Source organism: Oceanicola sp. D3, from assembly GCF_006351965.1.
GTDB lineage: Bacteria > Pseudomonadota > Alphaproteobacteria > Rhodobacterales > Rhodobacteraceae > Vannielia.
The window spans coordinates 2,268,198-2,287,983 of sequence record NZ_CP040932.1 but is presented as its reverse complement, the minus strand read 5'-3'; the positions used below and the strand labels follow the sequence as shown (position 1 = coordinate 2,287,983).

At 64.2% G+C, this 19,786-nt stretch carries 18 protein-coding genes and 1 other RNA gene; 14 read left to right on the top strand and 5 right to left on the bottom strand.

Translation table 11 applies throughout. From position 1 onward, the window contains the following. Positions 1 to 117: 117 nt before the first annotated feature. The 6 genes from FHY55_RS11555 (at position 118) to FHY55_RS11530 (ending at position 4,286) form a co-directional block, all read left to right on the top strand. Complete coding sequence (locus tag FHY55_RS11555) at positions 118 to 849, top strand: PAAR domain-containing protein (protein WP_254695291.1); 732 nt, start codon at positions 118 to 120, stop codon at positions 847 to 849. A gap of 16 nt (positions 850 to 865) precedes the next feature. Beyond that, positions 866 to 1,183, top strand: a complete 318-nt coding sequence (locus tag FHY55_RS11550) for a YrhB domain-containing protein (RefSeq protein WP_168222986.1) — start codon at positions 866 to 868, stop codon at positions 1,181 to 1,183. 51 nt (positions 1,184 to 1,234) lie between these two features. Then, entirely contained in the window at positions 1,235 to 2,125 is an 891-nt protein-coding gene (locus FHY55_RS11545) for a PfkB family carbohydrate kinase (protein ID WP_140014338.1), read from the top strand. Then, entirely contained in the window at positions 2,122 to 3,045 is a 924-nt protein-coding gene (locus FHY55_RS11540; RefSeq protein ID WP_140014337.1) for a pseudouridine-5'-phosphate glycosidase, read from the top strand. The genes FHY55_RS11545 and FHY55_RS11540 overlap by 4 nt, the downstream gene beginning before the upstream one ends. A gap of 75 nt (positions 3,046 to 3,120) precedes the next feature. Continuing rightward, on the top strand, positions 3,121 to 3,900 hold the full coding sequence (locus FHY55_RS11535; protein WP_140014336.1) for a DUF502 domain-containing protein: 780 nt from the start codon (positions 3,121 to 3,123) through the stop codon (positions 3,898 to 3,900). Between the two features lie 149 nt (positions 3,901 to 4,049). Then, positions 4,050 to 4,286 carry a hypothetical protein gene (locus tag FHY55_RS11530; protein ID WP_140014335.1) on the top strand — a complete coding sequence of 79 codons (237 nt, stop codon included), beginning with the start codon at positions 4,050 to 4,052 and terminating at the stop codon, positions 4,284 to 4,286. Positions 4,287 to 4,352: 66 nt separating this feature from the next. Here FHY55_RS11530 and FHY55_RS11525 read toward each other — a convergent pair whose 3' ends face one another. Further along, entirely contained in the window at positions 4,353 to 5,450 is a 1,098-nt protein-coding gene (locus FHY55_RS11525; protein ID WP_140014334.1) for a patatin-like phospholipase family protein, read from the bottom strand. A 9-nt stretch (positions 5,451 to 5,459) separates the two neighbouring features. Beyond that, positions 5,460 to 6,233: a 3-hydroxybutyrate dehydrogenase gene (locus FHY55_RS11520; protein WP_140014333.1), complete on the bottom strand. Its 774-nt coding sequence runs from the start codon at positions 6,231 to 6,233 to the stop codon at positions 5,460 to 5,462. 346 nt (positions 6,234 to 6,579) lie between these two features. Between FHY55_RS11520 and FHY55_RS11515 the strand changes: the two genes are divergently transcribed. From FHY55_RS11515 to FHY55_RS11505, 3 genes are all read left to right on the top strand, one after another. Then, the gene (locus FHY55_RS11515; protein ID WP_140014332.1) at positions 6,580 to 8,400 is read left to right on the top strand and encodes an extracellular solute-binding protein; all 1,821 of its coding nucleotides are present in this window, start codon (positions 6,580 to 6,582) and stop codon (positions 8,398 to 8,400) included. Further along, a complete protein-coding gene (locus FHY55_RS11510; RefSeq protein ID WP_140014331.1) occupies positions 8,397 to 9,329 on the top strand; it encodes an alpha/beta hydrolase in 933 nt (310 codons plus the stop codon). Before FHY55_RS11515 ends, FHY55_RS11510 begins: the two co-directional genes overlap by 4 nt. 137 nt (positions 9,330 to 9,466) lie before the next feature. Continuing rightward, the gene (locus tag FHY55_RS11505) at positions 9,467 to 9,691 is read left to right on the top strand and encodes a hypothetical protein (RefSeq protein WP_140014330.1); all 225 of its coding nucleotides are present in this window, start codon (positions 9,467 to 9,469) and stop codon (positions 9,689 to 9,691) included. Between the two features lie 42 nt (positions 9,692 to 9,733). On the opposite strand, the gene FHY55_RS11500 is transcribed toward FHY55_RS11505, so the two are convergent. Beyond that, on the bottom strand, positions 9,734 to 10,354 hold the full coding sequence (locus FHY55_RS11500) for a helix-turn-helix domain-containing protein (RefSeq protein ID WP_140014329.1): 621 nt from the start codon (positions 10,352 to 10,354) through the stop codon (positions 9,734 to 9,736). Between the two features lie 67 nt (positions 10,355 to 10,421). Here FHY55_RS11500 and FHY55_RS11495 point away from each other — a divergent pair, with 67 nt between their 5' ends. The 3 genes from FHY55_RS11495 to FHY55_RS11485 are packed head-to-tail and all read left to right on the top strand — an operon-like array spanning position 10,422 to position 13,799. Further along, positions 10,422 to 11,882 (top strand): class I adenylate-forming enzyme family protein, encoded by a 1,461-nt coding sequence (locus FHY55_RS11495; protein ID WP_140014328.1) that lies wholly within the window; start codon positions 10,422 to 10,424, stop codon positions 11,880 to 11,882. 52 nt (positions 11,883 to 11,934) lie between these two features. Beyond that, positions 11,935 to 12,579, top strand: coding sequence for a DsbA family oxidoreductase (locus FHY55_RS11490; protein ID WP_210410476.1), 645 nt, complete (start codon positions 11,935 to 11,937; stop codon positions 12,577 to 12,579). Next, positions 12,576 to 13,799: a multidrug effflux MFS transporter gene (locus FHY55_RS11485; protein ID WP_140014326.1), complete on the top strand. Its 1,224-nt coding sequence runs from the start codon at positions 12,576 to 12,578 to the stop codon at positions 13,797 to 13,799. Before FHY55_RS11490 ends, FHY55_RS11485 begins: the two co-directional genes overlap by 4 nt. A gap of 7 nt (positions 13,800 to 13,806) precedes the next feature. Here FHY55_RS11485 and mfd read toward each other — a convergent pair whose 3' ends face one another. Then, the gene (gene mfd, locus FHY55_RS11480) at positions 13,807 to 17,250 is read right to left on the bottom strand and encodes a transcription-repair coupling factor (protein ID WP_140014325.1); all 3,444 of its coding nucleotides are present in this window, start codon (positions 17,248 to 17,250) and stop codon (positions 13,807 to 13,809) included. 136 nt (positions 17,251 to 17,386) lie between these two features. Next, positions 17,387 to 18,028, bottom strand: coding sequence for an LCCL domain-containing protein (locus FHY55_RS11475; protein WP_140014324.1), 642 nt, complete (start codon positions 18,026 to 18,028; stop codon positions 17,387 to 17,389). Between the two features lie 75 nt (positions 18,029 to 18,103). On the opposite strand from FHY55_RS11475, the gene ssrA reads away from it, so the two are divergent. Both ssrA and chrA read left to right on the top strand, forming a co-directional pair. Beyond that, positions 18,104 to 18,458: a transfer-messenger RNA gene (ssrA, locus tag FHY55_RS11470) on the top strand. A gap of 38 nt (positions 18,459 to 18,496) precedes the next feature. After that, entirely contained in the window at positions 18,497 to 19,762 is a 1,266-nt protein-coding gene (gene chrA / locus FHY55_RS11465; protein WP_140014323.1) for a chromate efflux transporter, read from the top strand. Positions 19,763 to 19,786 lie beyond the last annotated feature (24 nt).

Below are 19,786 nucleotides of genomic sequence, written 5' to 3'. Positions count from 1 at the left end.
AACCCCGGATCGCAACCCCTATCTGTTTTAGCAGACAGACGCTGCGCGTTACCGTGGCAAATATTTTTTGACCGATCATTTTAACGAAAGGCGCAGGCCATGCCCCCCGCCGCCAGAATGAGTGATTTTCACGCGTGCCCGATGGTTACTCCGGGCGTTCCTCCCATCCCCCATGTCGGCGGCCCGATCCTGCCGGCCTGCTCGATCAACGTATTGACCTGCAACCTTCCGCAGGCCCGGCAGACGGATATGGCGTTTTGTGTCGGCCCGCCCGACACCATCGTTTTCGGTTCGCCCTCGGTCCTCGTCAATAACCTGCCCGCCGCCCGCATGGGCGACCCCTGCGCCCATGGCGGCGTCATCACCATGGGCTGCCCCACGGTGATGATCGGGCTGGCCTATGTGCCCGGTAGCATGTTGCAAAGCGCGGCAAACGGGGTGAACCCTTCGGGCAGCGTGATCAACTGCGGCCATTCCATCGACGCGGTGCTCGACCGGCTGGACGGCACCGACCCCAACGCCACCGCCCCGGCGCATGGTGACGGGTCGTTCTCTGACATCGAGGCGCGGCACGGTACCACGCTCCAGTGGGGCTCCAGCTTTCAGGACGCGTTCGACGCGGTTCAGGCCGGCGGCCCCGGAACTCGGGCGATCGTAGGGATCGGCTATTCCAGCGGCACCGCCTCCCACGTCGTCGTCATGGCCAATGACGGGGGCACTGTGGGGATCGTCGAAAGCCAGGACTGGGGGCCGGGCAACCGGAGAGAGGTGATCACCGATGCGGCGAGAGCGAACACGCGCTACAACTCTGATGGCGGCAGCAATATTGGCTGGGGCCTTGTGCCTTGAGCCGGGAGCAGGACTGATGGCGGGAGAACGGATCACCCCAGAGCAGGCGTTGGAACTGGTGCGGGAGAAAATCGCCACGATCAGCGACCATGACTTTGTGGTTGAAGAAGAACGCACGATGGATCGCACCTACGGCTGGATCTTCTTTTACAACACCAAGGCCTACCTGTCGTCGGGCGACCCGAGCGATATCATGCCGGGCACCGCGCCGATCATCGTGCTGCATGATGGCTCGGTGGTGCCAATGCCCAGTTCGATGCCTCCTCAGGCCGCAATCCTGCGGTTTGAGGAAATGCTCGAAAACCCCGACATGCGGCCCGAAGACTGGAAATAGGCTTGCTTTCTGGGGCTTGCCTCGGCCCGCGCTTGGAGCCACAAAGCGCGCATGGCTGCGCCCTCCATCCTCTGTATCGGCTCCGTCCTCTGGGACGTGATCGGCCGCACCCCCGCCTCGATGCGGCTGGGTGCGGATGTGCCGGGCCGGATCACCCGCATTCCGGGCGGCGTTGCGCTCAACATCGCCATGGCCCTGCGCCGCGCCGGTCTGTCGCCCGTGCTGCTGAGTTCGGTGGGGCGCGACGGGCCGGGCGAGGAACTGGTGGCGCGTTGCGACCTGCTGGGGCTGGAAACCGGCTTCCTGCACCGCTCCGATGACCTACCGACAGACACCTATATGGCCATCGAAGGCGCGGGCGGGCTGGTGGCGGCGCTGGCCGATGCCCATTCGCTGGAGGCCGCCGGGGCGCGCATTCTGGCACCGTTGGAAGACGGGCGGCTCGGCTCGGCGCAGGCCCCCTACCCCGGCCTCATCGCGCTTGACGGCAATCTGACAGAAACTCTGCTGGCCGAAATCGCTGAAAGCCCCCTGTTTGCCGCCGCCGATCTGCGGGTTGCGCCCGCCTCGCCGGGCAAGGCCGAGCGCCTGCTGCCGCTGCTCGGTCATCGGGGCACCACGCTTTATCTCAACCGCGAAGAGGCCGGGCTGCTGGCCCAGAGGCCGTTTGACGATGCCGCGAGCGCCGCCAAGGCCCTTGTGGCGCGGGGTGCGGGCCGCGTGCTGGTGACGGATGGCGGGGCGGAAACCTGCGATGCCTCCGAGGCCCAAACCCACGTGTCCACCCCGCCGCCGGTGATGGTTGAGCGGGTGACGGGCGCGGGAGATACCTTTATGGCCGCCCATATCGCCGCCGAGGCCGCCGGGCAAAACCGGGCCGAGGCGCTTGCTCATGCCCAGGCCGTGACGGCCGCCTATGTTTCTGGAGAAACCCGCCTGTGAAGTTGAAGATCACCGAAGAAGTCGCTGATGCGCTTGCTGAAAACCGCCCCGTGGTTGCTCTGGAGAGCACCATCATCACCCATGGCATGCCCTATCCGCAGAATGTGGAAACCGCCCGCGCGGTGGAGGATGATATCCGCGCGGCCGGTGCGGTTCCGGCCACCATCGCGGTGCTGGAGGGCGCACTCTGTGCAGGGTTGACCGAGGCGCAACTGGACGCGCTGGGGCAGGCAACCGGCGTGGCCAAGCTCTCGCGCGCTGACATCGCCCATTGCCTCGCCAGCGGCGGCACCGGGGCCACCACGGTCGCCGCCACGATGATCGGGGCGCGGCTGGCAGGGATCGAAGTGTTCGCCACCGGCGGCATCGGCGGGGTGCATCGCGGGGCCGAGCTGAGCTTTGATATTTCCGCCGACCTTCAGGAACTGGCCAAAACACCCGTAAGCGTGGTGGCCGCCGGGGCAAAGGCCATTCTGGACATCAACAAGACCCTAGAAGTGCTTGAAACCCTTGGCGTTCCAGTCATCACCATGGGGCAGGCAGAGTTTCCGGCCTTCTGGTCGCGCAGCTCCGGCTTGCCCTCGCCGCTCAGCGCCGAAACTGCCGCCGAGGTGGCGCAGGCGCACGTGATGCGCGGGCAGATGGGCCTTGAGGGCGGGCAGCTGGTCGCCAATCCGATTCCGCGCGAGGCCGAAATCCCCGCCGAGGAGCTGGCACCAGTGATCGCCGAGGCGCTGGCCGCTGCCGAAGCCGAGCAGATCGCCGCCAAGGCGGTAACGCCCTTCCTGCTCGACAGGATTTTCCACGCCACCGAGGGGCGCTCGCTGACCGCAAATATTGCCCTCGTGCGCCACAACGCTCGGCTTGCTGCCGAAATCGCAGGCGAAATCGCCCAAATGCGGGCAGAAACGGTGCGTTAACACCTGCCATCCCTTGTCGCGCCCCACTTGCGCGCATACTTCTGATGCAATCGCCCAAGGAGTGCCCACCCCACGATGGCCAAGACGCCACCGACCCCGGAAAACCCGCTCGATCCCAAGCCCTACCGCCGTCCCGGTTGGCTCTCTGGGTTGCGTTCTTCCTTCTTCACCGGCCTTGTTGTCGTCGGCCCCGTTGCCGTGACCATCTGGCTGATCTGGACGGTTGTGGGCTGGGTCGATGGGGTTGTGATGCCCTTTGTGCCCGGCGCCTATCACCCTGAAACGCTGGTGAACCGCTTCTTCAACTGCGAGGGCTGTGAGCCGATCCGGGTGAATATCCGGGGTGTTGGCGTGGTCGTCTTTCTGCTGTTCACCATTCTGGTTGGCTGGATGGCCAAGGGGTTTCTGGGCCGTTCCTTCTTGCGTTGGGCTGAGAGCCTTGTGGACCGAATGCCGGTGGTCCGTTCCATTTACAACGGCCTCAAGCAAATCGCAGAAACTGTGTTTGCCCAGACCGAGACAAACTTCGACAAGGCCTGCCTTGTGCAATACCCGCGCGAGGGGATCTGGGCGATTGCCTTCGTCTCGACCAAGGCCAAAGGCGAAATCGCCGCGAAGTATCCGAATGATGACGAGTTGCTTTCGGTCTTTCTGCCGACCACGCCCAACCCGACCTCGGGCTTTTTGCTTTTCGTTCCGCGCAAGGATGCCATCATACTCGATATGACGGTGGAAGACGCTGCCAAGTTGGTTATCTCGGCGGGCCTCGTTTACCCCTCCGACAGAATCCCCGCCTCGATCCCGGGCGGCGCGGCGGCGGTGGAAGAGATGCAAAAGAAGAAAGGGGCGGCCTGAGGCGCCTCCAAGGCCCCTCACCCGCACCATATGCGCTAAAATTGCGACATTGCAGCCACATCTTGTGGTGCAACCGAGAGCTGCCGTTGCGACCGCACGGAAACAGCTTAAATTGAGTTCCGAGCAGGTAAAAAAATGGGAAAAACCCGATGAAACTCTTCTACGCAGGCCTTCTTTCTGTCGCCCTTTCCGCCCCGGCTTTTGCCGGTGGCCTGAATGAGCCGGTGATGGAGCCGACTGTGACAGCCGACGCAGACACCACCGCCCCTCAGGACACGCTGGTCAGCCGTGACGCCATTGCCGCCGACACCGCGGCAGGTGGCAGCCACGACATCATCGTGCCGATCACGGCCCTTATCCTCTTCGGGATCAGCGTCGCCAACTGACGCCAACCGGATTGTCGCCCGGCAGGGGCCGCTCGGAGCTTTCCGCAGCGGCCTGTTTGCCGTTTGTCATTCCGGAAAGGTCCGCCCGAGCCCGTCGCCATAGATCGCGGCCAGATCGACGCTGCTTTTCTTGCCGACCTTGGCGCCATTGACGTTCAAGAACCGCGCCGCAGCCCGGCGACCGGCTTCTTTCAACTCGCTCATCACGTAGGGGTTGGGCACGGTTTTGGTGGCGACCGACAGATCGTTCATCAGATCGTCATCCGAGATCATGTGCACCCGCACGTATTTCATCGCGCCCTCTGGGATGGTGCCGCTGTCGATCAGCCGATGGACAAAGGCAATGGCGCGCAACTCCTGCATCAGCGCGGCGTTGAAGCTGATCTCGTTGACGCGGTTGGCGATGTCTTGCGGGGTTTGCGGCAGCTCCTCGCGCTCCAGCGGGTTGATGTTGATGATGATGATGTCATCGGGCAGATGGTGCGCATAAAGCGGGAACAGCGCCGGGTTGCCGGTGTAGCCGCCGTCCCACCAGAATTCATCGGTTAGCGTTACCGGATCCTTGGCCTCTACCGCACGAAAGACCGTGGGTAGGCAGGCCGAGGCCAGAATGACCTCTGGCGTGATCTCATCGCCGCGAAACACCCGAATGCGCCCGGTGCGCACATTGGTGGCAGACACATAGAAGTCTGGCCCCCGCGCGTGGCAGACATGGGTGTAATCGAAGGCTTCCACCACCTTGCGAAGCGGATTGTCGTAAAACGGGCCGAGGCTGTAGGGCGAGGCCACGCGGGCGGCGGTTTCCTGCATCCAGAAATAGGGCGAGAACTCCATGAACTTGCTCACCACTTCGGCGGGCGGCGCAAAGGGGGCAAGCCATTGGCTGATCTGGGTGTCAGGAATCGCGCCCATCTGCTCCCAAAGCCAATCGAGGTTGGCCCGGGCCACCCGGTTGCCCTCTTCCACATCGCCATCGGCCAGCCCGCGCACCAGCCCGGCCTTGAGCGCCGCGCCATTCACCGCCCCGGCTGAGGTGCCGGATATGGCCGCCACCTCAAAATCGCCGGTCTCCAGCAGCCGATCAAGCACACCCCAGGTGAAGGCACCATGGGCCCCTCCCCCCTGGAGTGCGAGGTTGACGGCGATCTTCTTTTTCTGTGCCATGATGCGTGCCTAGCTGGCCGTCCAGCCACCATCGGCAGAGATCGTGGTGCCGGTGATCTGGGCCGCCGCGTCGGAGCAAAGGAAGATGGCAAGGCCGCCGAGTTGTTCGGTGGTGACGAACTCCTTGGAGGGCTGCTTTTCGAGGATGACCTTCTCGACCACCTCGTCTTCCTTCATGTTGTATTCCTTTGCCGTGTCGGGAATCTGCGCTTCCACAAGCGGGGTCAGCACGTAGCCGGGGCAAATGGCATTGGCGGTGATCGGCTCTTTCGCCGTCTCCAGCCCCACGGTCTTGGTCATGCCAACGATGCCGTGCTTGGCGGAGATATAGGCCGATTTGTAGGGCGAGGCGCGCAAGCCGTGGGCGGAGGCGATGTTGATGATGCGGCCCCAACCGGCCTTGCGCATCAGCGGCAGGGCCGCAGCGGTGGTGTGGAAGGCCGAAGAGAGGTTGATGGCGATGATCGCATCCCACTTCTCCGCCGGAAACTGGTCAATCGGGGCCACGTGCTGAATGCCAGCGTTGTTGATGAGGATATCACAGGCGCCCGCCTCTTCGATCAGCTTGCGGCACTCATCGCCCTTGGACATGTCGGCCTTGATGTAGCGGGCCTCGACGCCATGGGCCTTGCCGATCTCTTCGGCCAGCGCGTGATCTTCGTCGCGGTCGGTGAACGAGTTGAGCACCACATTGGCCCCCGCTTCAGCCAGCGAACGCGCAACTCCCAGCCCGATCCCCGAGTTGGACCCGGTGATGACGGCGGTTTTGCCTTTGAGAGACATCTCTCTTCTCCTTTTGCGAAAATCCGTTGGTGCAGAGCATAGATGCTGCACCTGCAAAGGAAACGGAGAATGTCACAAGACGTTCCCGCCCTGCGTCAGTTTGTCGGATCGTGATGTTGCGCGGGATGGAGGAAAGACGCGGGTCTGCCGCAGCCAAAAAAAAAGCGCCCGCACAAGGCGGGCGCAAGTTATTGAGGCAGGTTTCATACAGGCAAGAAACCTATCGAGCAGTGCCCCCTTTATACGCGTTCAGGCGCTCATGTCCAAGGTAAAAGTTTGAAAAGGCTGAACTCCGCCGTTAGGCTTTGGCTCAAATAAACAAGGGCAGACAGGGATTGTTGCCAAAATGGCCTCCGATTTTTTCCGAACAGCTACGCAGGTTTGCGCGGTTCTCGCAGCAGTTTCCCTAGGGGGATTCGCAGCAGCAGAGCCAAAACACGGCATTGCAATGTATGGCGAGCCCGCGCTGCCGCCCGATTTCACCGCCCTGCCCTACGTCAACCCGGATGCGCCCAAGGGTGGCGAATATGTGCAGAGCGAGATCGGCAGCTTTGACTCCATGCACCCATTCATCCTCAAGGGCCGCGCGCCCTGGGCCTGGCGGACTTTCGGATTCGAAACGCTCATGGGCCGCAGCCAAGACGAGCCCTTCACGCTCTACGGTGTGCTGGCCGAAACGGTGGAAACCGGGCCGAACCGGGAGTGGGTGGAGTTTCACCTTCGGCCCGAGGCACGGTTCAACGATGGCTCGCCGGTGACGGTGGAAGATGTGATGTGGTCTTACGAGACCCTCGGCACCCTCGGCCACCCGCGCTATCACACGGCGTGGAAGAAGGTGGCCAAGATGGAGAAGGTGGGCGAACGCGGCGTGCGCTTCACCTTCAACGAGCCCGATAACGAGCTGGCCTTGCTCATGGGGATGCGTCCGATTCTGAAGAAGGCCGATTGGGACGGGATCGACTTTGAAGAAGCCTCCATGCGCGTGCCCGTCGGCTCCGGCCCCTATGTGATTGACAGCATAGACCCGGGCCGCTCGATCACCCTCAAGCGCAACCCGGACTGGTGGGCCAAGGATTTGCCCTTCTACCGGGGCCAGCACAACTTCGACACGCTGCGCTATGAGTGGTTTGGCGATGGGGACGTGGCCTTCGAGGCCTTCCGCGCGGGCGAGCTCAGCTACAACCGCGAGAACAACGTGGCCAAGTGGAACAGCTCTTATGATTTCCCCGCGGTCCAATCGGGCGACGTGGTGAAGGCGCTGATCCCCCACGAGCGGCCTTCGGGCATCACCGGGCTGGTGATGAACACCCGCAAGCCGATGTTTGAAGACTGGCGCGTGCGCGAGGCGATGATCCTCGCGTTCAACTACGAGTTCATCTCCGACAAGCTGAATGACGGGGGCGATCCGCGCATCTGCTCCTACTTCTGCAACTCCGAACTCGCCATGAAACCCGGCCCGGCAGAGGGCAAGGTGGCAGAGCTTCTGGCCCCCTTCGCTGCCGACCTGGCACCGGGCACCATCGAGGGCTACGAGCTGCCCAAGGGCGATGGCTCTGTGCGCAACCGCGCCAATGTGCGCGCTGCGATGAACCTACTCAACGAGGCCGGCTGGACGGTGGATGACGCGGGCGTGCTGCGCAACGCGGCGGGCGAGGCCTTTGCCTTCGAGATCCTGCTGCAAACCGGCGCGCCGCAGCCTGCCAATATCGCCGACCTCTACGTCGAAGGGCTGAAACGGCTGGGGATGCAGGTTACAGTCGAGGCCGTTGACCGGGCGCAATATCGCGAGCGCACCAACGTCTATGACTTCGACATGACGTGGTATACCCGCCCGCTCTCCATGTCGCCGGGGAACGAGCAAACGCTCTACTGGGGCTCCGATGGCGTGACCGAGCCCGGAACCCGCAACTGGATGGGCATGAACTCTCCCGCCGGTGAGGCGATGATCCGCGCGATGCTGGAAACCGAAGACCGCGAGGTGTTTCTGGCAGCCGTGCGCGGGCTCGACAGGGTGCTGACGGCGGGGCGCTATGTGATCCCGATCTGGTACAGCCCGGAGGCACGGCTCGCCTTCAAGAAAGAGATGAAATACAACGCCGACCACCTGCCCGCCTATGGCGATTGGGCCGGGTTCCTGCCCGATGTCTGGTGGTGGGAAGAGGAATGATCCGCCCTGCCCTGCGTGCGGCACTGATCGGCGTCATGGCCACGGCCGCGCAGTCAGAAACCGTGGAAATCCCCGGCCCGGAAGGCCCGCTTCAGGGCGAATTGCTGCTGCCTCAGGGCGCGCAGGCAGGGGTGGTGATTGTGCCCGGCTCTGGCCCGATTGACCGTGATGGCCGGTTTTCGACCGGGCGCGGTGCCCTGACCTATCGCCTGTTGGCCGAGGCGCTCGCCGCCGAGGGGGTGGCGAGCCTTCGGATCGACAAGCGCGGGCTCTTTGGCAGCAAGGCCGCCATCAGCGACCCCGAGGCGGTGACTGTGGAAGCCTATGGCGAGGATGTCAGCCATTGGGCCGCGCTGCTCTCCGCGCGGCTGGGGAAAGAGTGCGTCTGGCTCGCCGGGCATTCGGAAGGCGGGCTGGTTTCGCTCGCCGTAGCCTCTGCTGGCGCGCCGGGGGTTTGCGGGCTGGTGCTGCTGGCTGCGCCGGGGCGGCGGCTTTCGGTGATCCTGCGCGAGCAGCTGGCTCGGCAACCGCAGACCAAGCCCTTCGAGGAGGAAATGGAGCGCATCCTTTCTACGCTGGAGCGCGGCGAGCGGGTGGATATCGACAGCCTCAGCCCCGCCCTGCGCCAGCCTTGGCGCGACAGTATTCAGGGCTTTCTCATCAACCTTTTCGCCAAGGATCCGGTGGCGCTGGCGCGCGCCTACCCGGGGCCGGTGCTGGTGATTCAGGGCGAGCGGGACGCTCAGATTACCCGGGTCGATGCCACTGCGCTGGCAGGGGCCGCGCCGGGGGCCGAGCTGCGCCTCTTTCCGCAGATGACCCATATGCTCAAGGATGACGTGGAGGGCGCGCCCTATGCCACCTATGAAGATCCGGACCTGCCGCTGACGCGTGGCCTTGCCGAAGCCATCGCCGCCTTCACCCGTTGAGCGACCAGCGGGCGGGCCTTGTGCTTGTTAACGCACCATTAATCGTGACTGCCTAGCCTCCACCCCCATCAACCACAACGCGAATTGATGGGAATCGGCAAATGCGCTACGCTTCGGATGATCTGGGAGGACAATCGATGGCTTGGAAACAGCTCTTCGAGAACTGGGCGGATGCCCTACCGAAGATCGTGGACCTATACCCACATGTGGATGCAGTCGCGCTGCAAAGGTTTCGCGGCAACCGAACGCTCTTTGTCGCCTACCTCGCTGCCACCCACGACCTTACGCTGCGTGAGGCGGATGAAGGGGTGAACGAAATGCTTCGCCGGTTTGGCCGCAGCGAGATGGCACAAGCCGCCTGAAGCTTGCCAGCCTGAGGCCGGTTAACTGCGCGGCGCACAGGGCTATGCCAGCGAGGTCACCCAGAGGATCGTGGCATCCTCGTCGCTCTGTGACACCACGTTATGCCCCATCGTGGCATCGTAATAGGCGCTGTCACCCCGGCGCAGCTCCACCGGTGCATAGAACTCGGTGTAGAGCATGACCACACCGGTCAGCACGTATAGAAACTCTTCGCCATCATGGCGCACCCAGCCGTCAAATTCTTCCATCCGGCGGGCCCGGATGCGGGCGCGGTAGGGCAGCATCTTCTTCTGGGTGAGCTGGCTGGCGAGCAGGTCATGCTCGTAGGTGGGCGTGAGCTGGTGGTCTCCCTCGCCCGCCGTGGTCACCGCCATCCGGCCATTCACCCGCGTGTCGCTGGGCGGGGTAAAGAGCTGTGGCAGCGATATCTTCAGCCCCTCGGCCAGCTTCTTCACCGCATCATAGGTGGGGGACATCTGGCCATTCTCTATTTTCGACAGGGTCGAGCGTGCCAACCCCGCCTGCCGCGCGGCCTGCTCCAGCGTCCAGCCCTGAGCCGTGCGCAGACTGCGCACCCGCTCGCCCAGATCAAGCGGCGCGGCCTCGGCCTGCTGGCCGCTTTCCCGCGCGATGCGGATCAGGCTCTTTGGATCGTCTCCCATGGACAGGCGGTTTAGGCCCGCGGGCGAGCCCTTGCAAGCGCGGGCGCCCGGCGCTAGCAAAAAGCCCATGCATGCCCCCTGCCCCAGCCCGTTCAACATGGCCGCCTATGTGCTTGGCGCGGCTGAGAAAACCCCGGACAAAACCGCATTGGTCATTGCCGGGGCCGCCAAGGCGCAGCGCTGGCGCTATGCTGAGATCCGCGCCCATGTGGCCGCCATCGCGGGCGGGCTTCTGGCGCGCGGCCTTCAGCCGGGTGACAGGGTGCTGCTTCGGCTGGGCAATACGGTGGAGTTTCCGCTGGCCTACCTCGGGGCAATCTGGGCCGGGCTGGTGCCGGTGCCAACCTCTGCCGCGCTGACCGTGCCAGAAATCACCGCCATCGCCGCAGAGCTGGCCCCTGCGCTGGTGATCGCCGGCAAGGACGTGCCCCTGCCCGAGCATCCGGCCCCGGTTCTGCCCGAGGCGGCGCTGTATGACATGCAGGGCGAGGCACCGCCCCAGATGGGCAGCCCCGACCGGCTGGCCTATATCATCTACACCTCCGGCACCTCGGGCCGCCCGCGCGGGGTGATGCACGCCCACAGGGCCGTTTGGGCGCGGCGGATGATGTGGGAGGGCTGGTATGACCTGCGTGAAGAGGACCGGCTGCTGCACGCCGGCGCCTTCAACTGGACCTACACCCTCGGCACTGGCCTGATGGACCCTTGGGCGCGGGGCGCCACCGCCGTGATCCCCGCGCCGGGCACAGAGCCGCGCCAGCTTCCGCTGCTGATGGCCCGCCATGATGCCACGCTTTTTGCCGCCGCGCCGGGGGTTTATCGGCAAATGTTAAGGCACCATGAGCGACTCTCCACGCCCAAGCTGCGCCACGGCCTTTCTGCCGGTGAAAAGCTGCCCGACGCGCTGCGCGAGGCCTGGAACTCCGCCACCGGCACCGAGGTATACGAGGCGCTCGGCATGTCGGAATGCTCCACCTATATCTCCGCCAACCCGGCCCGCCCCGCGCCGGAGGGGGCCACCGGTTACCCGCAGCCCGGGCGGCGCATCCGGGTGGGCCAGGGCGGAGAACTGGCGATCCACCGCAGCGATCCGGGCCTGATGCTGGGCTATCTGAACGCGCCCGAAGAGACAGCCGCGCGCTACGATGGCGACTGGTTTTTGACCGGCGACACGGTGGCCGAGGGGCCGGACGGCGCGATCACCTACCTCGGGCGCAATGACGACATGATGAATGCGGGCGGCTACCGGGTATCTCCGCTAGAGGTGGAAGCAGCGCTTTTGACGCATCCGCAGATCAGCGCGGCGGCGGCTGTGGAGCACGAGGTAAAGCCCGGCACCACCGTTATAAGATGCTTCTATGTCGCACCGGAAGGTATTGATGATGCTGCGCTTTCCACCTTCACCGCCGCCCGGCTCGCGCGCTACAAGTGCCCCCGTATCTTCACCCGTGTTGAAGCGCTCCCCGCCAACGCCAATGGCAAGATCAACCGCTCTGTTCTGCGCAACCGCCCGCTCGGGCCTGCGTGAGCGCACGGCTTTCACCCTTCCCCCCGCCGCGCGGGCGTGACACATACGCCCCATGATCAAGCTCGACATCTTCTCCGACCCGATCTGCCCGTGGTGCTTCATCGGTAAAACCCTGCTCGACAGGGCGCTGGCCGACGCCCCGCAGAACCCGTTCACCATTGAATATCACCCGTTTCAGCTGAACCCGGACATGCCCAAGGGCGGCATGGACCGGCGGGCCTATCTGGAAGGCAAGTTCGGCGGCAAGAAGGAAGCGCTGGAGGTATATGGGCGCATCGCCAAGGCCGCAGAAGAGGCCGGGCTGATGCTAAACCTTGAGGCCATCGAGCGCACACCCAACACACTGGACGCCCATCGGCTGATCCACTGGGCGGGGCTGGAAGAGCGACAAATTCCTGTGGTTTCAATGCTCTTCGACGCCTACTTCATGCAAGGTCGCGACATTGAAGACCACGAGGTTCTGGCCGATATCGCAGATTCTGCGGGCTGCGATGCTGCAGTGATCCAGCGCCTACTGGAGAGCGATGCCGACAGTGAAGACATCCGCGCACGCGATGCTCACGCCCGTGAGCGGGGCGTCACGGGGGTGCCCACGCATATCATCGCCAACCAGCATGTTGTGCCCGGCTGCCAGCCGCCCGAGCTCTGGACCAAACTCATCGACGAGATCAACGGCCAGATCGGCACCGTTCGATGAGTCTGGCCGACGGCGCGGCGCCCGAGCGCAGGCTGGGCCGGACGGAATTTACCGCCCTCATGGCGATGCTCTTCGCCACCATCGCCTTCTCGACCGATGCGATGCTGCCGGCGATGCCCACCATCGTGGAAGAGTTGACGCCAGATGCGCCCAACCGTGCGCAGCTGATCATCACCTTTTTCATGCTGGGCATGGGCATCGGTACGCTGATCACCGGCCCGCTTTCGGATGCCTTCGGACGCAAACCAACCATCCTCGCCTGCGCCGCGCTCTACATCGGCGGCTCGCTGCTGGCCTGGCTCGCCCCCTCGCTGGAGCTTGTGCTGGCCGCGCGGGTGCTTCAGGGGCTCGGTGCCGCCGGGCCGCGCGTGGTCGGCCTTGCCATCGTGCGAGATCAATATGCCGGGCGCGAAATGGCGCGGATCGTCAGCTTCATCTTCCTCGTCTTCTCGCTCTTCCCGGCCTTCGCCCCGCTGATCGGCTCAGGCGTGATCACGCTGTTCGGATGGCGTGCGATCTTCCTCGTGTTCGTGCTCTTCATCGGCATATCCACGCTCTGGCTCACCCTCCGCCAGCCCGAAACCCTGCCACGTGCAGGCCGCGTGCCCTTTCAGGCCCGCTCGCTCTGGCAGAATGTTCGCATCGTGGTGGCCAACCGCACCGTCCGCTTTACGATTGCGGTGCAGATCTTTGTATTTGCACAGCTTCTGGCCATCATCGCCACCACGCAGCCGGTGTTTGACGAGGTGTTCGGCAAGGCCGATAGCTTCCCGGTTTGGTTTGCGCTCATCGCACTCTGCGCCAGCACCAGTAGCTTTTTGAACGCCCGCTTCGTGATGACAGTCGGGATGCGCGGCATGGTAATCCGGGCGCTGACCGGCGTGCTCATTATCACCGCAACGTCGCTTGTGATCACAAGCTTGCTCCAACAGGCCTCCACCGCGCATTTCGTTGTCTATGTGATCTGGATCATCACCATCTTCTACCAGATGGGCCTGACCATGGGGAACCTGAACGCCCTTGCGCTGGAGCCAATGGGGCGGCTGGCGGGCACGGCCACCTCGGTGATCGGCGCGATCAGCACGGCCTGCGCGGTGGTGGTCGGCACGCCGATCGGCCAGTTCTTTGATGGCACCACCACGCCGATCATGATCGGCTGTCTGCTCTGTGGAATCGCTGCCCTTGGTCTGATGATCTGGATGGGCAAGCCAGAGGAATAACAGGCACTTACGCCTTGGCCTTCACCTTCTCTGCGAGATCGCGGGCAATCGCATAGGCCCCTTTGATCTTGTCAGAGGCCTTGGCCCAATCGCGCCGCACCACCAGCTTGTTGTCACGGATTTTGGCGAATCCGTTCTGCGCCTGAATATACTCAACCAGCCCCGCCGGGTTGGCGAATTTGTCGTTGTGAAACTGCACCGTCCCGCCCTTGGGCCCGCCATCGAGCTTAGCAATGCCTGCGCGTTTGCACATCGCCTTGATCCGCACGATGAGCATGAGGGTGTTCACCTCTTTGGGCAGCGGGCCGAACCTGTCGATCAGCTCGGCGGCAAAGCCCTCCAGCTCGACCTTGGTGGTCAGTGAGGAGAGCCGTCGATAAAGCCCGAGGCGCACATCAAGATCGGGCACGTAAGCATCTGGAATCAGGACAGGAACGCCAAGGTTAATCTGCGGTGCCCATTGCCCGTCATCCTCCAGCAGCCCCTCGGCCTCGCCGGATTTGATCTTGGAAATCGCATCCTCCAGCATCGACTGATAAAGTTCGTAGCCGACCTCTTTCACATGGCCCGACTGCTCCTCACCCACCAGATTGCCAGCGCCGCGAATATCCAGATCCTGGCTGGCCAGTGTGAAGCCCGCGCCAAGGCTGTCGAGGCTGCCAAGCACCCGCAACCGCTTCTCGGCGGTGTCCGTTAGCGGAATGCGCGGTCGGGTGGTGAGGTAGGCGTAGGCCCTCGTTTTGGCGCGCCCAACGCGGCCCCGGATCTGGTAAAGCTGGGCAAGGCCGAACATGTCGGCGCGATGCACGATCATGGTGTTGGCGGTGGGGATATCGAGGCCGCTTTCAACAATCGTTGTCGCCAGCAGGATGCCGAACTTGCCGTCATAAAAGGCGTTCATCTTGTCATCCAGTTCGCCCGCCGCCATCTGGCCGTGCGCCACCACATAGCTGACCTCGGGCACCTGCTCTTTCAAGAACTCCTCGATCTCCGGCAAATCCTTGATCCGCGGCACCACGTAAAAGCTCTGCCCGCCGCGGTAATGCTCGCGCAGCAGCGCCTCGCGCACCGTCACCGGATCGAACTCGCTCACATAGGTGCGAATGGCGAGGCGGTCGACGGGCGGGGTGCCGATGATCGAAAGATCGCGCACGCCGGTAAGCGAAAGCTGGAGCGTGCGTGGAATCGGCGTGGCCGTCAGCGTGAGCACGTGGATGTCAGACCGCATCTCCTTCAGCCGCTCCTTGTGGCCAACGCCAAAGTGCTGCTCTTCGTCGATGATCAGCAGGCCCAGCTCCTTGAAGCGGATGTTCTTGGCCAGCACCGCGTGGGTGCCGATCACGATATCAACTGTGCCATCGGCCAGCCCCTTGCGGGTGTCGGTGGCCTGCTTGGCGGGCACAAAGCGCGAAAGCTGGCGTACCTTCAGCGGGAAACCCTTGAACCGCTCTGCAAAACCCTGCGCGTGCTGGCGGGCCAGCAGCGTGGTGGGGGCAATCACGGCCACCTGCTTGCCCTGCATCGCCGCCACGAAGGCCGCGCGCATCGCCACCTCGGTTTTGCCAAAGCCGACATCGCCGCAAATCAGCCGGTCCATCGGGCGGCCTGCCTCAAGGTCTTCCAGCACCTCGGCGATGGCTTTCAGCTGATCATCCGTCTCGGTGTAGGGGAAGCGGGCCGAGAACTCTTCCCACGCATGGGGCACGGGCTCCAGCACGGGCGCTTTTCGCAGCATCCGCTCGGCGGCGGTGCGCATCAGCTTTTCGGCGGCAATGCGAATGCGCTCTTTCAGCCGGGCCTTCTTGGCCTGCCACGCGCCGCCGCCCAGCTTGTCGAGCAGCCCCTCTTCGTGGCCATAGCGCGAAAGCAGCTCGATGTTTTCCACCGGCAGGTAGAGCCGCGCAGCATCGGCATATTCGAGGTGGATCATCTCGTGATCCGCGCCAAGCGCATTAACCACCTCAAGCCCCATGTAGCGACCGACGCCATGATCGACATGCACGATCAAATCACCGGGGCTGAGGCTTTGCGCTTCCGTCAGGAAGTTTTCGGCCCGCCGCTTGCGCTTGGGCGCGCGTATCAGCCTGTCGCCCAACACATCCTGCTCGGAAATCACCGTCAGGCCCGGCTCGGTGAAGCCATGCTCCAGCGGCCAGATCGCAAGGTAAACGCCGCCCTTGCCCTCGGGCACGTCGCGCCAGTCGGTGATCGGCGTTGCGCCCTCCAACCCCTCATCGGCCATAAGGCCAGAGAGCCGCTCGCGCGCGCCTTCGGAGTAGGAGGCCACTACCACCTGCCCCGCCCGGCGCTGCGCTTCAACATGGGTCTTCAAGGCCCCGAAAAGGCTAACAGTTTCTTGCTGTCGCTCGGGAGAGAAGTTGCGCCCGATCCGCCCGCCCGCATCCAGCACGCCCGGCCCGGTGCCCTGCGGCAACGGCGAAAGCTGGATCACCCGGCGGCGCTGCATCGCCGCCTCCCAAGCGCTGTCATCAAGGTAGAGCTGCGCTGGCGGGGCGGCCTTGTAGCTGCCCCCCATCCGCGCCTTCACCGCCGCCGCCTCGCGCCGGTTTTCATAGCTGTCCACGATGCCCTCCCACCGCGCCAGCCGGGCGGGGGTAAACTGGTCATCCAGCATCACCGATGCGTCGGGCAGGTAGTCGAAGAAGGTGTCGAGCGACTCGTGAAACAGCGGCAGCCAGTGCTCGAAACCGGCATGTTTGCGGCCTGCGCTGACGGCCTCGTACAGCGGGTCATCCGAGCCGGCCGCGCCAAACTCGATCCGGTAGTTCTGGCGAAACCGGGTAATCGCCGCCTCGTCCAGCACCACCTCGGAGGCTGGAGACAGCTCAACCCGCGTCAGCTTTTCGGTGGTGCGCTGGGTCGCCGGATCAAACCGGCGGGCCCCGTCGAGCACATCGCCGAAAAGATCAAGCCGCACCGGGCCGCCATCGCCGGGCGGGTAAATATCTATGATGCCGCCGCGCACGGCAAAATCGCCCGGCTCCAGCACCGTCGGGGCCTGGCTAAAGCCCATACGCACCAGAAAATCACGCAGGCCGGCCTCGTCCACCCGCTCGCCCACCACAGCCACAAAGCTGGAAGACTCCACCAGCGCCTTGGCCGGCACGCGCTGGGTGGCCGCGTTCAACGTGGTTAGCACCACGAACCGGCCAGACATGCCGCTGGCCAGCGCCGAAAGCGTGGCCATGCGGCGGGCCGAGATGTCGGGGTTGGGCGACACCCGGTCGTAGGGCAGGCAATCCCAGCCGGGGAACTCGATGACGGGCACATTCGGCGCAAAAAAGGCCAGCGCCGCCCGCATCTCGGCCAGCCGCTTGTCATCGCGGGCGCAATGCACCACGGGCGCGCCGCGCTCCAACTCGCGGGCGATCAGCAGGGCATCAAACCCCTCGGGCGCACCGCCCAGCGTTATACGCGTCGTCTCGGCCATCAGGTGGTCTGACCTACCCTGCGCCAGACGGAAGTCAACCGGCCTCGCGCCCCGGATTCACATTATCCCGGCGGATGTGTGGGCCGGGCGGCGCAGAATTGGCTGGCAGCCCCCGTCCGGCCCTGCTTTGGCGGGCTCAGTTGCGGTTGAAGACGATCGAAAAGTCGTAGCCGCCCCAATCACTGGTGGCCACGCCTTCGGCTTCAGAGGCGGTATAGGCCTTCAGCCCCGGCACCCGCAGCACCGTCACCTCTCCGCCCCCGGCGCCAACCGCGCCGGCATGAAAGGCGGCGGCGCAAATGTCGCTGTCGCCGGTATAGGGGCCAGAACCCCAGACATCGCGCTGCTTGCTGGCATCGGCCGGGCAAAAGCAGGAGTGGCTCTCGGTGCCGGTCGGAAAGCGCGCGCATTGCGCGAGGTCCGATTTGGCCGCAGGCGGCGGGAAGGAGATGGATTTGGCAAAGCTGCCCCAGTCGCGGGTGACAACCCCATTGGCCTCAGATCCGGTATAGCTCGCTTGGCCTTCCACGGTTTTCAGCGCCACCATGCCGCCTTCAGCGCCGATCACCCCGGCATGGCGAGCGGCGGTGCACACGTGGCTATCGGCGGTATAGGGCCCAGAGCCCCAAACCGAGCCGGGCGCGGCGTTTGCCTCGCAATGGCAGCTCCAGCCCGCCTTGTCAGAGCTGTAGCTGCTGCAATCGGGGGCAACGGATTCTGCCGCGGCAGGCGCGCCAAGAAAGGCGGCAAAGGCACTGAGAATAATCCGGTTTTTCATCTGGTAACTCCTCGGAAGAACTTGGTCTGAAATTGTAATATGCGGAGTGTAGCCGCCCTGCCCGCTGCCGGAAAGTGCCTTGAATTCGCCGCGCCCCGCGCCTATGTATAAAGCGTTCCGGCAACGGGACTATGGACATAAACGCGCTCGTAATAAGCGGATCGGACCCGGGGGCGGTACCCGGCGGCTCCACCAAATATCTCTTGTTGGGGGATCATGGGGCCGAAACAGGATCGACGAACGTCTAAAGGGGTTTGCTTTGTCTCGGTGAGGTACCACCGATATCGGTCCGTAAAGTACAATTGCCAACAACAATCGTGCTCCGGTCGCTCTCGCTGCTTAATGCAGCGCGATAGATCGAAATCTTAAGCCCTTGCCTCTAGCCAGGTAAGGCGGGGTTCGCAGGCACCTGGCAACAGAAGCCTGCACTTTACTTCCCCGACACATTAACCCGTCATGCCCCCAGCCATGACTGTTGCTTTCTCCACCCTCACACGCGCCTTCCTGCGCATCGGCCTGCTCTCCTTTGGCGGCCCTGCGGCGCAGATTGCCTTGATGCACGAGGAGTTGGTTGAAAAGCGCGGCTGGCTCACCGAGCGGCAGTATCTCTCCGCGCTGTCCTTCTGCATGATGCTCCCCGGCCCTGAAGCCATGCAGCTGTGCACCTATGCCGGTTGGCGGCTGCGGGGCATCCCTGGCGGGCTGATCGCGGGCACGCTCTTTGTGGCCCCGGGGGCTGTGGTGGTGCTGGCGCTTGCGCTGGCCTATGCCGCCTTCGGGCAGGTGCCGATGGTGCAAAGCCTGTTTCTGGGCATTCAGGCCGCCGTGGTGGTGATCGTCCTTCAGGCGCTGATCAAACTGGCCAAACGGGCCTTTGGCCCGGGCTACATGGCCGAGGGGCTGGCTCTGGCCGGGGCCGCCTTTTTGGCGATCTACGGCTTCGGCCTGCCCTTTCCGCTCATCGTCGGCCTCGCCGCGCTCTGGGGAGCCTTGCGCTCAACAGGTGCCACGGAAGAGCCCGCCATAGCGCTGCCCCCCGGCTCCGCGCGCCGCACGGCGCTGACCGTGGTCATTTTCCTGCTGCTCTGGGCCGCTCCCTTCGCACTGGTCTCCGGCTCTGCCTTTCTGACCGACATCGGCCTGTTCTTTTCGCAGCTCGCCGTTGTCACCTTCGGCGGGGCCTATGCGGTGCTGGCCTATATGACGCAGGAGGTGGTGAACACGCAGGGCTGGCTGACCACCGCTGAAATGATCGACGGGTTGGGGCTGGCCGAAACCACGCCCGGCCCGCTCATCCTCGTGACCGAGTTCGTTGCGGCGCTGGCCGGGGCCAAGCACAGCCTGCCGATGGCCCTCGCCGCCGCCGCGCTCACCCTCTGGGTGACCTTCATCCCCTGTTTCTTGTGGATCTTCGCCGGTGCCCCCTACATCGAGTGGATCACCCGCCAACCGCGCCTTGCCGGGGCGCTGCGGGCGATCACCGCTGCTGTTGTCGGGGTCATCGCCAACCTCTCGCTCTGGTTTGCGCTCCATGTGCTGTTTGCCCGCGTTCACACCGCATGGCCCGCCTCCCCGGCCCATCGCCCGGCCACCCCGGAATGGGCCACGCTCGATGAGGCGGCGCTGGGGCTCACCCTGCTTGCCGCGCTGCTTCTGCTCGGGTTTCGCCTCGGCATGGCCCCAGTGCTGGGGCTCATGGCGCTGGCGGGCGCTGTAGCGGGCAGCCTCCTGTAACCGCTCCAAATCGCCGTCGATTGG